Source organism: Frigoribacterium sp. R86507 (assembly GCF_044597695.1).
Taxonomy (GTDB): domain Bacteria; phylum Actinomycetota; class Actinomycetes; order Actinomycetales; family Microbacteriaceae; genus Frigoribacterium.
The window spans coordinates 110,205-124,049 of the sequence record NZ_CP139002.1; the positions used below are offsets into that span (position 1 = coordinate 110,205).

The 13,845-nt window shown below is 71.0% G+C and carries 15 protein-coding genes; 10 read left to right on the top strand and 5 right to left on the bottom strand.

What is annotated here, in order from left to right; genetic code table 11:
- Positions 1–58: 58 nt before the first annotated feature.
- The 3 genes from purB to SJY14_RS00495 are packed head-to-tail and all read right to left on the bottom strand — an operon-like array spanning position 59 to position 2,348.
- Positions 59–1,441: an adenylosuccinate lyase gene (gene purB, locus SJY14_RS00485; protein ID WP_396599454.1), complete on the bottom strand. Its 1,383-nt coding sequence runs from the start codon at positions 1,439–1,441 to the stop codon at positions 59–61.
- Positions 1,438–1,944: a low molecular weight protein-tyrosine-phosphatase gene (locus SJY14_RS00490; RefSeq protein WP_255364209.1), complete on the bottom strand. Its 507-nt coding sequence runs from the start codon at positions 1,942–1,944 to the stop codon at positions 1,438–1,440. Before SJY14_RS00490 ends, purB begins: the two co-directional genes overlap by 4 nt.
- Positions 1,941–2,348 (bottom strand): phage holin family protein, encoded by a 408-nt coding sequence (locus SJY14_RS00495; RefSeq protein ID WP_055976474.1) that lies wholly within the window; start codon positions 2,346–2,348, stop codon positions 1,941–1,943. The genes SJY14_RS00490 and SJY14_RS00495 overlap by 4 nt, the downstream gene beginning before the upstream one ends.
- 109 nt (positions 2,349–2,457) lie before the next feature.
- Here SJY14_RS00495 and SJY14_RS00500 point away from each other — a divergent pair, with 109 nt between their 5' ends.
- The 5 genes from SJY14_RS00500 to SJY14_RS00520 all read left to right on the top strand — a co-directional run bounded on the left by SJY14_RS00500 (position 2,458) and on the right by SJY14_RS00520 (position 8,163).
- A complete protein-coding gene (locus tag SJY14_RS00500) occupies positions 2,458–3,528 on the top strand; it encodes a histidinol-phosphate transaminase (protein ID WP_071255582.1) in 1,071 nt (356 codons plus the stop codon).
- Between the two features lie 30 nt (positions 3,529–3,558).
- A complete protein-coding gene (locus SJY14_RS00505; RefSeq protein WP_396599455.1) occupies positions 3,559–4,719 on the top strand; it encodes a thiamine pyrophosphate-dependent dehydrogenase E1 component subunit alpha in 1,161 nt (386 codons plus the stop codon).
- Positions 4,716–5,744 carry an alpha-ketoacid dehydrogenase subunit beta gene (locus tag SJY14_RS00510; RefSeq protein WP_071255585.1) on the top strand — a complete coding sequence of 343 codons (1,029 nt, stop codon included), beginning with the start codon at positions 4,716–4,718 and terminating at the stop codon, positions 5,742–5,744. The genes SJY14_RS00505 and SJY14_RS00510 overlap by 4 nt, the downstream gene beginning before the upstream one ends.
- 10 nt (positions 5,745–5,754) lie before the next feature.
- On the top strand, positions 5,755–7,284 hold the full coding sequence (locus SJY14_RS00515) for a dihydrolipoamide acetyltransferase family protein (RefSeq protein WP_396599456.1): 1,530 nt from the start codon (positions 5,755–5,757) through the stop codon (positions 7,282–7,284).
- 147 nt (positions 7,285–7,431) lie between these two features.
- Positions 7,432–8,163, top strand: coding sequence for a GntR family transcriptional regulator (locus SJY14_RS00520; protein ID WP_396599457.1), 732 nt, complete (start codon positions 7,432–7,434; stop codon positions 8,161–8,163).
- A gap of 112 nt (positions 8,164–8,275) precedes the next feature.
- Here the strand turns inward: SJY14_RS00520 and SJY14_RS00525 are convergent, their stop codons facing one another.
- Both SJY14_RS00525 and SJY14_RS00530 read right to left on the bottom strand, forming a co-directional pair.
- Positions 8,276–8,734 carry a PTS glucose transporter subunit IIA gene (locus tag SJY14_RS00525; protein ID WP_396599458.1) on the bottom strand — a complete coding sequence of 153 codons (459 nt, stop codon included), beginning with the start codon at positions 8,732–8,734 and terminating at the stop codon, positions 8,276–8,278.
- Complete coding sequence (locus SJY14_RS00530) at positions 8,731–8,964, bottom strand: glucose PTS transporter subunit EIIB (RefSeq protein WP_054145886.1); 234 nt, start codon at positions 8,962–8,964, stop codon at positions 8,731–8,733. The genes SJY14_RS00525 and SJY14_RS00530 overlap by 4 nt, the downstream gene beginning before the upstream one ends.
- Positions 8,965–9,180: 216 nt before the next feature.
- Between SJY14_RS00530 and SJY14_RS00535 the strand changes: the two genes are divergently transcribed.
- The 5 genes from SJY14_RS00535 (at position 9,181) to SJY14_RS00555 (ending at position 13,798) form a co-directional block, all read left to right on the top strand.
- The gene (locus SJY14_RS00535) at positions 9,181–10,440 is read left to right on the top strand and encodes a PTS transporter subunit EIIC (protein ID WP_396599459.1); all 1,260 of its coding nucleotides are present in this window, start codon (positions 9,181–9,183) and stop codon (positions 10,438–10,440) included.
- Positions 10,441–10,593: 153 nt separating this feature from the next.
- Positions 10,594–11,595 carry a metal ABC transporter substrate-binding protein gene (locus SJY14_RS00540; protein WP_396599460.1) on the top strand — a complete coding sequence of 334 codons (1,002 nt, stop codon included), beginning with the start codon at positions 10,594–10,596 and terminating at the stop codon, positions 11,593–11,595.
- The gene (locus SJY14_RS00545) at positions 11,592–12,473 is read left to right on the top strand and encodes a metal ABC transporter ATP-binding protein (RefSeq protein WP_396599461.1); all 882 of its coding nucleotides are present in this window, start codon (positions 11,592–11,594) and stop codon (positions 12,471–12,473) included. Before SJY14_RS00540 ends, SJY14_RS00545 begins: the two co-directional genes overlap by 4 nt.
- The gene (locus tag SJY14_RS00550) at positions 12,470–13,360 is read left to right on the top strand and encodes a metal ABC transporter permease (RefSeq protein WP_396599462.1); all 891 of its coding nucleotides are present in this window, start codon (positions 12,470–12,472) and stop codon (positions 13,358–13,360) included. The genes SJY14_RS00545 and SJY14_RS00550 overlap by 4 nt, the downstream gene beginning before the upstream one ends.
- A 24-nt stretch (positions 13,361–13,384) precedes the next feature.
- Entirely contained in the window at positions 13,385–13,798 is a 414-nt protein-coding gene (locus SJY14_RS00555; RefSeq protein WP_071255624.1) for a Fur family transcriptional regulator, read from the top strand.
- Positions 13,799–13,845: the final 47 nt, after the last annotated feature.

The following is a 13,845-nucleotide window of genomic DNA, read 5'->3' on the forward strand; positions in this document are numbered from 1 at the left end:
GGGCCGGGGCACGCTGGTGCGCGGGTCGTCCGGACGGGCCGACCCGCGCCTCCCGGGCTCAGGCCAGGTGGTCGACCAGCTGCGAGGCGATGCCCGTGTAGCTCGCCGGGGTCAGGGCCACGAGGCGCTGCTTCGCCTCGTCGGACACGTCGAGGCCCTCGACGAACGCGACCAGTTCGGCCTGCCCGACGCGCTTGCCACGGGTGAGCTCTTTCAGCATCGCGTACGGGTCGTCGATCGACGATCGTCCGGCGACGACCTCGGCGCGGATCACGGTCTGGATCGCCTCGCCGAGGACCTCCCAGTTGGAGTCGAGGTCGGACTCGAGCGTCACGGTGCCGACGGCGATCTCGCCGAGGCCGCGGCGCAGGTTGTCGAGCGCGAGCATCGAGTGGCCGAAGGCGACCCCGATGTTGCGCTGGGCGGACGAGTCCGTGAGGTCGCGCTGCTGGCGGCTGGTGACCAGGGTCGAGGCCAGCGAGTCGAAGAGCGCCGACGAGATCTCGAGGTTCGCCTCGGCGTTCTCGAAGCGGATCGGGTTGATCTTGTGGGGCATGGTCGACGACCCGGTCGCTCCCGCTTGCGGGATCTGCGTGAAGTAGCCCATCGAGATGTAGGACCACACGTCGGTGGCGAGGTTGTGCAGCACGCGGTTGGCGTGGGCGACCCGCGAGTAGAGCTCGGCCTGCCAGTCGTGCGACTCGATCTGCGTCGTCAGCGGGTTGAAGGTCAGCCCCAGGGCGTCCTCGACGAAGGCCCGGGCCGTCGCGGGCCAGTCCAGCCCGGGGTCGGCCACGACATGGGCCGAGAACGTGCCGGTCGCCCCGCTGAACTTGCCGAGGAACTCGGTGCCGACGATCTGCGAGCGCAGGCGCTGGAGGCGGTGCGCGAACACGGCGAACTCTTTTCCGACCGTGGTCGGCGTCGCCGGCTGTCCGTGGGTGTGCGCGAGCATCGGCACGTCGCGGGCGTCGGTCGCCCAGGCGGTGAGGGCGGCGAGCACGGCGTCGAAGGCCGGCAGCCAGACGTCGAACAGGGCCGCCTTGACGGTGACCGCGTACGAGAGGTTGTTGATGTCCTCGCTGGTGCAGGCGAAGTGGGTGAGTTCGGCGATCCCGTCGAGCCCGAGCTCGGCCAGACGGGCCCGGACGAAGTACTCGACCGCCTTGACGTCGTGTCGGGTCGTCGCCTCGAGGCCGGCGAGCTCGTCGATCGCGGCCTGGCCGAAGTCGGTGACGACGGCCCGCAGGGCCCGCTTCTGCTCGTCGTCGAGCGGGCTCGAGCCGAACGCGCCGCGGTCGGTCTGCGCGATCAGCCACTCGACCTCGACGTGCACGCGGGCCCGGTTGAGCCCCGCCTCGCTGAGGTGGTCCCCCAGCGTGCCGACCGACGAACGGTAACGGCCGTCGAGCGGGCTGAGGGGCTGAGGAGGCAACGTCATGACTGTCCCTTGCGGAGTGCGGGTTCGATCTGGCGGAAGAGGGCCGAGCAGGCGCGCTCGACCATGTCGAGCACCTCGTCGAAGAGGCCTGCGTCGGAGTAGTACGGGTCGGGGACGTCGAGACCGCCGCCCGCCGGCGCCGCGTCGGGAGCGAAGGTGAGCAGCAGCTGCACCTTCGAGCGGTCGGCGTCGTCGCCTGCCCAGGCCCGGAGGATGCGTTCTTGGCCGCGATCGAACGCCACCACGAGGTCGTAGCGCGCGAAGTCGTCGGCCTCGAACTGCTTCGCCCGGTGCCGCGAACCATCGTAGCCGCGGCGCTCGAGGGCCTCGACGGTGCGGGGATCGGCCCCTTCGCCGACGTGCCAGTCGCCGGTGCCCGCGCTCGTGACCTCGACCCGGTCGCCGAGGCCCGCGTCGTCGACGAGCGAGCGCAGGACGGTCTCGGCCATGGGCGAGCGACAGATGTTGCCCGTGCAGACGAAGCAGATGCGGAACCGGTTCACCGCTGACGGTCTCCCCGCCCGACCACGGGGCGGACGACGACGCCGATGGCCCACGCGAACACGGCGAGCACGACGGCGCCGAGCACGCCCCACCAGAAGCCGTCGACGGTCAGCCCGAAGCCGAACAGGCCCGAGATCCACGCCACGATCAGCAGCAGCAGGCCGTTCACGACCAGGGCGATCAAGCCGAGCGTCAGGATGTACAAGGGGAACGCCACGACGCGGATCGCCGTGCCGACCACGCCGTTGACGATACCGAAGACCAGGGCGAGCAGCAGGAAGGTCACGATCGTCTCGAGGGTGCCCCCGGCTCCGTAGGGCGTCACCGTCACCCCCGACACGAGCAGCGTGGTGAGCCAGAGGGCCACCGCGTTGATGAGCAGCCTCACGACGAATCGGGTCATGTCCCCATCATGCCGACCTCTCGTCCACGGGCGGTAGTGCCCGAGCAGATCCCCCCGAGGAGGCGCGGTGCCCTGACGCGACGCGGCCCCCGCCCCATAGGCTGGTCGCGTGACCACTCCCGTCCGACTCCGTCCCGAGATCGCCGCCCTGCCGCCCTACCGCCAGGGCAAGCAGGCGTCCCCCGACGCCTTCAAACTGTCGTCGAACGAGAACCCGTTCGAGCCCCTCCCCTCGGTCGTCGAGGCCGTCCGTGGAGCCGTCTCGCTCAACCGCTACCCCGACGCCTCGGCGACGGCCCTGCGGACGGCCCTCGCGACGCGCTTCGGCGTCACCGTCGACGAGGTCCACGTCGGCGCGGGCTCGGTCTCGTTGCTGGCCCAGTTCGTGCTCGCCGCCGCCTCGGTCGGCGACGAGGTCGTCTACGCCTGGCGCTCGTTCGAGGCCTACCCGGGGCTCGTCACGGTGGCCGGTGCGACGAGCGTCCAGGTGCCCCTGCGGGCCGACGGCGGCCACGACCTCGAGGCCATGGCCGCGGCCGTCACCGACCGCACCCGCGTCGTCATCGTCTGCTCCCCCAACAACCCGACGGGCACCACGGTCTCGACGAGCGAGTTCGAGTCGTTCATGGCCGCGGTGCCCGACGACGTGCTCGTGCTGCTCGACGAGGCGTACGCCGAGTTCGTCACCGACAGCACGGCCGTCGACGGCGAGACGCTCACCGAGCTGCACCCGAACCTCGTCCTGCTCCGCACCTTCTCCAAGGCGTACGGGCTGGCCGCACTCCGCGTCGGGTACGCGATCGGCGCCTCCTACCTGCTCGACGCCGCGCGGGCCACGGCCATCCCCCTCGCCGTCACCGAGCAGGGCGCGGCCGCGGCCCTCGCCTCGCTCGACCACGCCGACGAACTGCTCGGCCGGGTCGATCGCATCGTCCTGCTCCGCGACCAGGTGCGACGCGCCCTGATCGACCAGGGGTGGACGGTCCCCGAGGCCCAGGGCAACTTCGTCTGGCTCGCGACGGGCGAGCACACGGCCGCCGCGGCCCAGGTGTTCGCCGACCACGGGGTCGTCGTCCGGCCGTTCGCGGGCGAGGGCGTCCGCGTCACGATCGGCGAGCCGTCGTCGGTGGACAAGCTGCTGCACGCCGCCCAGCAGATCGTCGACCTCACATCCCGGTGACGGCATATGCCGCGGAATAGATTGGACGCCATGTCTTCCTCCGAAGCGACCGACGCGCCCCCGCCCGTCCAGCTCCTGTCGCCGTCGGGCGAGGTGGTCGAGTCGGCTGCGGCCGACGAGTTCCGCCCCTACGTCGACGCCCTCGGCGACGACGGACTCCGCGCTCTCCACCGCGACATGGTGCTGACCCGTCGGTTCGACCGCGAGGCCGCGGCACTGGCCCGCCAGGGTCAGCTCGCCCTGTGGGTGCCGAGCCACGGCCAAGAGGGGGCCCAGGTCGGCCTGGCCCACGCCACCCGCCCCCAGGACCACCTCTTCCCGTCCTACCGCGAGCACGCCGTCGCCCTGTCCCGCGGCATCGACCCGGTCGACATCCTGCGCCTGCTGCGCGGGCACACGCACGGCGGCTGGAACCCCGCCGAGCACCAGAACTTCCACATCTACACGCTGGTGATCGGCTCGCAGACGCTGCACGCGACGGGTTTCGCCATGGGGCTCGGCCTCGACGGCAAGAGCGGCACGGGCGATCCCGAGGTCGACCAGGCCGTCGTGACGTTCTTCGGCGACGGCGCGACCAGCCAGGGCGACGTCAGCGAGGCCCTGGTGTTCGCCGCGAGCTTCCAGACCCCCGAGCTGTTCTTCCTGCAGAACAACCAGTGGGCGATCAGCGTGCCGGTCGCGCGCCAGTCGCGCACGCCCCTCGTCGCCCGAGCCGGCGGCTTCGGCATCCCCGGCACGCAGGTCGACGGCAACGACGTGCTCGCGAGCTACGCCGTCAGCCGCCGCGACCTCGAGGCCGCCCGTGGCGGCGGCGGGCCCCGCTTCATCGAGGCGCTCACCTACCGCGTCGGCGCACACACCTCGTCCGACGACCCCACCAAGTACCGCACCGACGACGAGCTGCAGTCCTGGATCGCCCGTGACCCGATCACGCGGTTCGAGGCCTTCCTGCGGAACCGCGGCGAGGGCGACGCGTTCTTCGCCGACCTCGAGACCGAGGGCGACGACCTCGGAGCCGACGTGCGACGGCGCACGGTCTCGCTACCGAACCCCGACCGCGGCCTCATCTTCGACCACGTGTACTCCGAGCCGCACCCGCTGATGACCGAACAGAAGCAGTGGCTGGCGACCTACGAGCAGAGCTTCGGCGGCGCGGGCGAGACCGCGGCCACCGACGAGGGGGCAGCATGACCGACACCGTCGAGAACCCGACCGGCACGATCGAGCCGACCCGCTCCTCCGTGCAGACCATGCCGCTCGGCAAGGCGATCAACGCCGGACTCCGCAAGGCAATGGCCGACGACCCCCGCGTGCTCCTGATGGGAGAAGACATCGGTACGCTCGGTGGCGTCTTCCGCGTGACCGAGGGGCTGCAGGCCGAGTTCGGCGAGAAGCGCGTCATCGACACACCGCTCGCCGAGTCGGGCATCGTGGGCACCGCGATCGGACTCGCCATGGGCGGCTTCCGCCCGGTCTGCGAGATCCAGTTCGACGGCTTCATCTACCCCGGCTTCGACCAGATCACGTCGCAGCTCGCCAAGATGACCAACCGTCACGAGGGTGCCGTCACGATGCCGGTCGTGATCCGGGTGCCCTACGGCGGACACATCGGCGCGGTCGAGCACCACCAGGAGAGCCCCGAGGCGTACTTCGCCCACACGGCGGGCCTGCGCGTCGTCAGCCCGAGCACACCGCACGACGCCTACTGGATGATCCAGGAGGCCATCGCGTCGAACGACCCCGTCATGTTCTTCGAGCCCAAGAGCCGCTACTGGCCCAAGGGCGAGGTCGACCTGAGCGACCCGCAGGCGCCGTTGCACGCGAGCCGCGTCGTCCGGACGGGCACCGAGGTCACCCTGCTGGGGCACGGCGCCATGGTCAGCGTGCTGCTCCAGGCGGCCGAGATCGCGGCGGCCGAGGGCGTCTCGGCCGAGGTCGTCGACCTGCGGTCGCTCTCACCGGTCGACTACGGGCCCATCCTCGAGTCGGTCCGCAAGACCGGTCGCCTCGTCGTGGCACAGGAGGCCCCCGGTTTCGTCTCGGTCGGCTCCGAGATCGCCGCCACCGTCGCCGAGAAGGCCTTCTACTCGCTCGAGGCGCCCGTGCTGCGCGTCAGCGGCTTCGACGCTCCCTTCCCTCCTGCCAAGCTCGAGACGCAGTACCTGCCCGACGCCGACCGCGTGCTCGAGGCGGTCGACCGGGCCCTGGCCTACTAGGAGTCACGACATGACCAGCGAATTCACCCTGCCCGACGTCGGCGAGGGCCTGACCGAGGCCGAGATCGTCGAGTGGAAGGTCGCCCCCGGCGACAGCGTCGAGATCAACCAGGTGCTCGTCGAGATCGAGACCGCGAAGTCGCTCGTCGAGTTGCCGTCGCCCTACGCCGGCGTGGTCGAGAGCATCCTCGTCGAACCGGGCACCACGGTCGACGTCGGCACCCCGATCATCCGGGTCGGCGACTCGGCGGCCCCCGCGACCCCGTCGGGTCGTGCTGCCGAGTCCGAGTCGCTCGAATCGGGCGGACTCGCGCGCACGGCGCAGGTCGTGTCACAGAACGAAGAGGCGCTCTCGGCTCAGCGTGCCCGTCAGGCCGAACCCGCGGCAGCCACCGCCCCGGCGCCGGCACAGGGCTCGATCCCTGGTGCCCCGGTCCGCTCGGCCGACGCGGTCAGTGCCGACGGCGACACCGGTTCGGTGGCGCACGCGCCCGAGGCCGCACCCGAGGCCGCTGCCGACACCGGCTCGGGTGCTGTGCTCGTGGGCTACGGCGCCGCGGGCGGTCACGGCGCGACCCGCCGCCGTCGTCCGTCGCAGACCGAGGTCGACGCCCGGCAGCTGCGCGTCGCCGAGCAGGCCCGGCGACGCCCCACCACGTCGGTGCCCGCCGCCCAGGCCCTGCCGATCATCGCCAAGCCGCCGATCCGCAAGCTGGCCAAGGACCTCGAGGTCGACCTCGCCGTCGTCCAGCCGACCGGCCTCGCCGGCGAGGTCACGCGCGACGACGTCATCCGTCACGCCCAGCAGGCCAGCGTGTTCCGCAACATCGAGACGCCCGAGTGGGGCGAGGAGCGCGTCGAGCGCATCCCGGTCAAGGGCGTCCGCAAGGCCATCGCGGCGGCCATGACGTCGTCGGCGTTCACCGCCCCGCACGTCAGCCTGTTCGTCGACGTCGACGCCACCCGCACGATGGAGTTCGTCAAGCGGCTGAAGGCGTCGCCGCAGTTCGCCGGCGTCAAGGTCTCGCCGCTGCTGATCATGGCCAAGGCGATCATCTGGGCCGTGCGTCGCAACCCGATGGTCAACTCGGCCTGGACCGACCGCGAGATCCTCGTACGGCACTTCGTCAACCTCGGCATCGCCGCGGCCACCCCGCGTGGCCTGATCGTGCCGAACGTCAAAGAAGCCCAGTCGATGAGCCTGCTCGAGCTGGCCCAGGCCCTCGAGCAGCTGACGCTGACGGCGCGCGACGGCAAGACGACGCCGGCCGACATGAGGGACGGCACCATCACGATCACCAACATCGGCGTCTTCGGCATGGACACCGGCACGCCGATCCTCAACCCGGGCGAAGTCGCGATCGTGGCCCTCGGCACGATCAAGCCCAAGGCCTGGGTGGTCGACGGCGAGGTGCGCTCCCGCATGGTGACGACGATCGGGGCGAGCTTCGACCACCGCGTGGTGGACGGCGACGTCGCCAGCCGGTTCGTGGCCGACGTGGCGAGCGTCCTCGAAGAGCCCGCGCTCCTGCTCGACTGAGCCGCGCCTCCTCGTCCGTTCCTGTGAACAGCACCCCCAGCCGGGTCCTCGCCTGGCTGGGGACGGGCGGCGTGGACTAACGTCGAGTGCAGGACGATCGGTCATGACCAGATGGGACCACCCTCGGGCGTGACCGACGAGGGGCCCATGACCGACCACATCACCGACGGAGCCGTGCCGAAGCACGAGCAGTTGCGCTCCATCGTGCAGCGGCTCGCGGCCGGTTCGCAGCCCGGCTCGGCGATCGCGAGCGAGCGCCAGCTCATGCTCGAGTACGGCGTCAGCCGCATCACCGTGCGCGAGGCCGTGGGGCAACTCGTGAACGAGGGCTGGTTGACCCGCGTGCGGGGCAAGGGCACCTTCGTGGCGCACCGTGTCGTGCAGTCGACGCTGCACCTCGCCTCGTTCACCGACGAGATGACCAAGCTCGGTCACGTGCCGAGCACGGTCGTGCTGGTGAAGGCCGAGACGACTCCCCCGCCCGAGACGACCGCCGCGCTCGGACTCGAGGCCGGCGCCTCGGCGTTCCACGTCAAGCGCCTGCGCCTGGCCGACGGCGTGCCGGTCAGCATCGACGACGGCTGGTACCCCGCCGACCGCCTGCCCGGACTACTCGACCACGACCTGAGCCGGTCGCTGTACCGCACGCTCGACGGCGACTACGCGACGCCGATCACGCGCGCGACCCAGACGGTCAGCGCCGAGGGGGCCGACGCCGACGTCGCGACCCTGCTCGGCACGCGAGAAGGCGCCCCGGTGATGTACTTCGACCGGATCTCGTTCGCGGGCGACGTCCCACTCGAACACGCCAAGAGCTGGTACCGCTCGGACCGCTACCGCCTGAAGATGCAGGTCGAGTCGGGCACCACCCCGGTGTGACACCCGGCCACGGCCGCACGGCACCGCGTGTCGTGCACCGCACCGCAAGTAGACCGGGTGTGGTGCACGAAACACGGCGCGCTGTCGGGCCGCGAGCAGCGTGGTGCCGGCCTCAGAGGCCGAAGAGGGGCTCGCCCGATGCGACGGTCGTGCCGACGGCCTGCTGCGAGACGCTGTCGGGGGCGCTGTCGAGCACGACGACCGGGATGACGGCCGAGTAGCCCGCCTCGGCCACGACGGCCGGGTCGAAGCGGACGACGAGGTCGCCCGCCGCGACGGTCGCGCCCTCGGCGACGACGAGCTCGAAACCCGTGCCGCCAAGCTTCACCGTGTCGATGCCGACGTGCACGAGCAGGCCCGTGCCCGACTCGCCCACGACGACGAACGCGTGCGGGTGCAGCTTGACGATCTCGCCCGCGACGGGCGAGACGACGGCGACCAGGCCACCGGCAGGAGGCGCGCTCGGCTCGACCGCGACGCCCGCGCCCACGAGCTGCCCCGCGAACACGGCGTCGGGCACCTCGGCGAGCGCCGTCACCCGGCCGGCGACGGGCGAGACGACCGTGGTCACGGCAGCAGGTCGTTGATGTCTTCGGCGAGCGAGTCGGCGATCGTGCCGACGATCACCTGGACGCTGCCACCCGCGTGGACGACGGCGGTGGCGCCGGCCGCCTTCAGGGCGGCGTCGTCCACCAGCGAGATGTCCCGCACGTCGGTGCGGAGGCGCGTGATGCAGCCCTCGATCTCCTCGATGTTGTCGGCGCCGCCGAGTCCGTCGATCATGGCCTGTGCTTTCGACATGAGCTGTTCTCCTCCGTGGGTCGGTCGCTCGCGGTGACGAGGGTGTCGTCCTAGTTGACACCACCCGTCGGTCTGAGGAAACTACCACTCACTGGTCATGACCGGACAGGACCGGGCTGGCTCCATGCTCGACGCGCCCCGCGCCTCCCGAACCGCCTCCACCTGCACGACACCCACCCCCGCACCACGGCTGCTCACCGACGAGAGGACCACCTGATGACGACGACGACCGAGTCGGCCCCGACCAAGAAGAGGGGCTCGGCCGCGTTCGCGGTGCTGCAGCGCCTCGGGCGCAGCCTCATGCTGCCGATCGCCGTGCTGCCCGCCGCGGGCATCCTGCTGCGACTCGGGCAGGACGACCTCCTCGGAGCGATCCCGGGCTTCGAGACCGGTGCCTCGGTGATCGGGGCGGCCGGACAGGCGGTCTTCACCTGGCTGCCGCTGATCTTCGCGGTCGGCATCGCGATCGGCTGGGCGAAGAAGTCGGACGGCTCGACGGCCCTCGCCGCGGTCGTCGGCTACATGGTCATCGACGGCGTCTTCAAGGCCATGTCCCCGGTCGTGCTCGCCGGTCGCGAGACCCCCACGGGCGACCCCGAGGTCATCAACTACGGCGTGCTGGCCGGCATCGTGATGGGCATCCTGTCGGCGATCATCTGGCAGCGGTTCCACCGGACGAAGCTGCCCGACTTCCTCGGGTTCTTCTCGGGCCGCCGCATGGTGCCGATCCTCACGGCCGTCACCGGCCTGGTCGTCGGCGTGGTCATGTCGTTCATCTACCCGCTCTTCAACAACGCCCTCACCGGCATCGGCCAGGCCGTGGCGTCGAACGACGTGGTCGGCAGCGGCGTCTACGGCGTCGCCAACCGCCTGCTGATCCCCACGGGCCTGCACCACATCCTCAACTCGGTCGTCTGGTTCCTGGTCGGCGACTACACCAACGCGAGCGGCGAGGTCGTGCGCGGCGACCTGAACCGCTTCTTCGCCGGCGACCCGAGCGCCGGGGTGTTCATGACCGGGTTCTTCCCGATCTTCATGTTCGCCCTGCCCGCTGCGGCCCTGGCCATCTGGCGCCACGCCCGCCCCGAGAAGAAGAAGCTGATCGGCGGCATCATGCTGTCGACCGCGCTGACCGCGTTCATCACGGGCATCACCGAGCCCCTCGAGTTCTCGTTCATGTTCGTCGCCTGGCCGCTGTACGTGCTCCACGCGGTGCTGACCGGCACGTCGATGATGCTGGTCAACGCGCTCGACATCCACACCGGGTTCACCTTCTCGGCGGGGTTGATCGACTACGTGCTGAACTTCAACATCTCGCAGAACTCGATCTGGCTGATCCCGATCGGGCTCGGCTACGCGGTCGTCTACTACGTCCTGTTCAGCTTCGTGATCAAGAAGTGGAACCTCAAGACGCCCGGTCGCGAGGACGACGACGCCGCAGGCGCCGAGTCCGTCGAGGCCGCCACGAAGGCCTAGGCCCGGCGAGACCCCAGGAAGTGACCGAGACCCCCGTGCGCGCACGGGGGTCTCGGCGCATTCCTGGGGTCTCGGCGAGGCGAGGAGGCGCGCTCGGCCGGGCCGCGCCTCCTCGTTTTGACAATCATTATCAGTAGCAATAGCGTGACCGACATGAAGAAGCGCTCGCTGCCGACCCTGCTCGTCCTGCCCACCGCCGCGGCCCTCGTGCTGAGCGGTTGCGCCACGGGCGCCTCCGGCTCGAGCGAGGCCGCCGACGGAGGCGCGATCTCGGTGGTGACGTCGACCAACGTCTACGGCGACATCGCCCGGACGGTCGGCGGCGACCTGGTCGACGTCACGAGCATCATCAGCGACCCCTCGCAGGACCCGCACTCGTACGAGGCCGACGCCCGCACGCAGCTGGCCGTCTCGAAGGCCGACGTGGTCGTCGAGAACGGCGGCGGCTACGACTCGTTCGTCGACACGATGGTCGACGCGAGCGGTACCGACGCCACCGTGATCAACGCGGTCAACGTCTCGGGGCTCGACCCCGAGGCCGGGCACGACGACCACGCCGACGAGGCCACCGACGCCGCGAGCGACGACGCCACGCCCGAGGCCGACGACCACGCCGACCACGACCACGCGGCGTTCAACGAGCACGTCTTCTACAGCCTGCCGAGCATGGCGAAGCTCGCCACGGCCCTGGCCGACGAATTCGGCCGGGTCGACACGGCGAACGCCGACACCTTCACCGCCAACGCCGAGGCCTTCGGCACGAAGATCGCCGACCTGGAGGCGCAGGCCGCGTCGATCAAGACGGCCCACGACGGCGACCCGGTCGCCTACACCGAGCCCGTGCCCGGCTACCTCTTCGACGCCATGGGCCTGGTCAACGTGACGCCCGCCGAGTTCTCGGAGGCCATCGAGGAGGGCGACGACGTCTCGCCCGCCGTGCTCAACGAGACCCTGAAGCTCTTCACCGACGGGAAGGTCGACCTGCTCGCCTACAACGAGCAGACCTCGAGCCCCGAGACCGAGCAGGTCGAGAAGGCCGCGACCGACGCGGGCGTCGCCATCGTGCCGGTCACCGAGCTGCTGCCCGAGGGGGAAGACTACGTGGCATGGCAACAGAGCAACATCGACGCGATCTCGGAGGCGCTCGGCAAGTGACCGACCCGTCCGGCGCGACCTCCGTCGCCGCCGCCACCCGCGCCTCCTCGGCCGGTGGCGGCGGCGACGCCGTGCTGCGCCTCCGCGACGCCGAGGTCTCGTTCGGCGCCCGCACGCTCTGGTCGGGGCTCGACCTCGACGTGCAGCCGGGCGAGTTCATCGCGGTGCTCGGGCCGAACGGCGCGGGCAAGACGACGATGCTGCGCACGATCCTCGGCCAGCAGCAGCTGACCGAGGGCAGCATCGAGTTCCTCGGCCGACCGGTCGGTCGCGGCCACCGCCGCATCGGCTACGTGCCGCAGCAACGACTGATGGAGTCCGGCACCCCGCTGCGCGCCCGCGACATGATCGCGCTCGGCGTCACGGGTCACCGCTGGGGGCTGCGCCGCGAATCGGCCGCCGAACGTGCGCGCATCGACGCCCTCGTCGACGACGTCGGCGCGACGTCGTTCGCGACCTCGCCGGTCGCCAGCCTCAGCGGCGGCGAGCAACAGCGCACGCGGGTCGGTCAGGCCCTGGCCGCCGAACCGGCCCTGCTGCTCTGCGACGAACCCCTCATCTCGCTCGACCTGCGCCACCAGCGCGAGGTCACCCGGCTGATCGACGAGCAGCGGCGGGCCCGCAACGCCGCGGTCGTGTTCGTCACGCACGACGTCAACCCCATCCTCGACGTCGTCGACCGGGTGCTCTACCTCGCCGGCGGCCGGTTCCGCATCGGCACGCCCGACGAGGTGCTGCGCGCCGACGTGCTGAGCGACCTCTACGGCACCCCGGTCGACGTGATCCGCACCATGGGTCGCATCGTGATCGTCGGCAGCCACGACGGCCACGACCACCACGTCGACGAACACCGCGACGACGAAGGGCTCGTCCGATGACCGACCTGTGGTCGCAGCTGTTCAGCTTCCAGGACTTCGGCGAGCTGCTCGTGCTGGTCCGGAACAGCGTCGTCGCGGGCGCGGTGCTCGGCCTGGTGGGCGGCCTGATCGGCCCGTTCGTCATCACGCGCAACATGCCCTTCGCGGTGCACGGCATCAGCGAGCTCTCGTTCGCCGGCGCCGCCGCCGCCCTGCTGCTCGGCGTCAACGTCGTCAGCGGCTCGCTCGTCGGCAGCCTGCTCGCGGCCCTGCTGATCGGGCTGCTGGGCACCCGGGCGCGTGAGCGCAACTCGATCATCGCCGTGCTCATGCCGTTCGGCCTGGGCCTCGGCATCCTCTTCCTGGCGCTCTACCGGGGGCGATCGGCCAACAAGTTCGGGCTGCTGACCGGCCAGATCGTGTCGGTCGACAACCCGCAGCTGGGCTGGCTCGTCGCCATCTCGGCCGTCGTGATCGTCACGCTGATCGTGATCTGGCGTCCGCTGACCTTCGCCAGCGTCGACCCCGACGTCGCCGCGGCGGCCGGCGTGCCCGTGCGCACGCTCGGCATCGTGTTCATGCTCGTGCTCGGCCTGGCGGTCGCGGTGTCGGTGCAGATCATCGGGGCGCTGCTCGTCCTCTCGCTGCTCGTGACGCCCGCCGCGGCCGCGCTGAGGCTGACCGTGAATCCCCGACTCGTGCCCGTGCTCAGCGTGACGTTCGCCGTCGTCTCGGTCGTCGGCGGCATCCTGCTCGCCCTCGGCGGCGGCCTGCCGATCAGCCCCTACGTCACCACGATCTCGTTCACGATCTGGCTCGTCTGCCGCCTGGTCGGCTGGCGCCGGACGACCGCCGCCGGGAAGCCGCGCAGGGGCCCGCGGGTACCCTTGGCCTCGACCGGGGTCTGACACACAGAGAGGCAGGACGACGTGGTGGTCCGACGCAACACGTGGCAACGCGAGGCCGTGCGAGAAGCACTCGGCACGAGCGAGGGGTTCGTCAGTGCCCAGGCGCTGCACGCCCACCTGCGCGAGACCGGCATCGGCCTGGCCACGGTCTACCGGGCCCTCGCCGACCTCGCCGCCGACGGCTCGGCCGACTCGCTGCAGCAAGAAGGCGAGAGCCTCTACCGCGCCTGCACCCCGGGCACGCACCACCACCACCTCATCTGCCGCAACTGCGGCACCACCGTCGAGATCGAAGCCGACGAGGTCGAGACCTGGGCCCAGCACGTCGCCGCGACGCACGGGTTCACCGAGGCGCAGCACGTGGTCGACGTGTTCGGCCTGTGCCCGGCGTGCACGGCCGAGGCTCGCGTGGCCGCCGACGCCTCCGCGATCCGCTGAGCCGCGCCTCCTCGCCCCCGATCCGTCACGCCGAGGAGGCGCGGGTT

What these genes read in the sequence shown, in the direction of transcription:
- purB (WP_396599454.1), bottom strand. Translation starts at nt 1,441, where the DNA reads ATGACGTTGCCTCCTCAGCCCCTCAGCCCGCTCGACGGCCGTTACCGT.
- SJY14_RS00495 (WP_055976474.1), bottom strand. Translation starts at nt 2,348, where the DNA reads ATGACCCGATTCGTCGTGAGGCTGCTCATCAACGCGGTGGCCCTCTGG.
- SJY14_RS00505 (WP_396599455.1), top strand. Translation starts at nt 3,559, where the DNA reads ATGTCTTCCTCCGAAGCGACCGACGCGCCCCCGCCCGTCCAGCTCCTG.
- SJY14_RS00510 (WP_071255585.1), top strand. Translation starts at nt 4,716, where the DNA reads ATGACCGACACCGTCGAGAACCCGACCGGCACGATCGAGCCGACCCGC.
- SJY14_RS00515 (WP_396599456.1), top strand. Translation starts at nt 5,755, where the DNA reads ATGACCAGCGAATTCACCCTGCCCGACGTCGGCGAGGGCCTGACCGAG.
- SJY14_RS00520 (WP_396599457.1), top strand. Translation starts at nt 7,432, where the DNA reads ATGACCGACCACATCACCGACGGAGCCGTGCCGAAGCACGAGCAGTTG.
- SJY14_RS00530 (WP_054145886.1), bottom strand. Translation starts at nt 8,964, where the DNA reads ATGTCGAAAGCACAGGCCATGATCGACGGACTCGGCGGCGCCGACAAC.
- SJY14_RS00535 (WP_396599459.1), top strand. Translation starts at nt 9,181, where the DNA reads ATGACGACGACGACCGAGTCGGCCCCGACCAAGAAGAGGGGCTCGGCC.
- SJY14_RS00540 (WP_396599460.1), top strand. Translation starts at nt 10,594, where the DNA reads ATGAAGAAGCGCTCGCTGCCGACCCTGCTCGTCCTGCCCACCGCCGCG.
- SJY14_RS00550 (WP_396599462.1), top strand. Translation starts at nt 12,470, where the DNA reads ATGACCGACCTGTGGTCGCAGCTGTTCAGCTTCCAGGACTTCGGCGAG.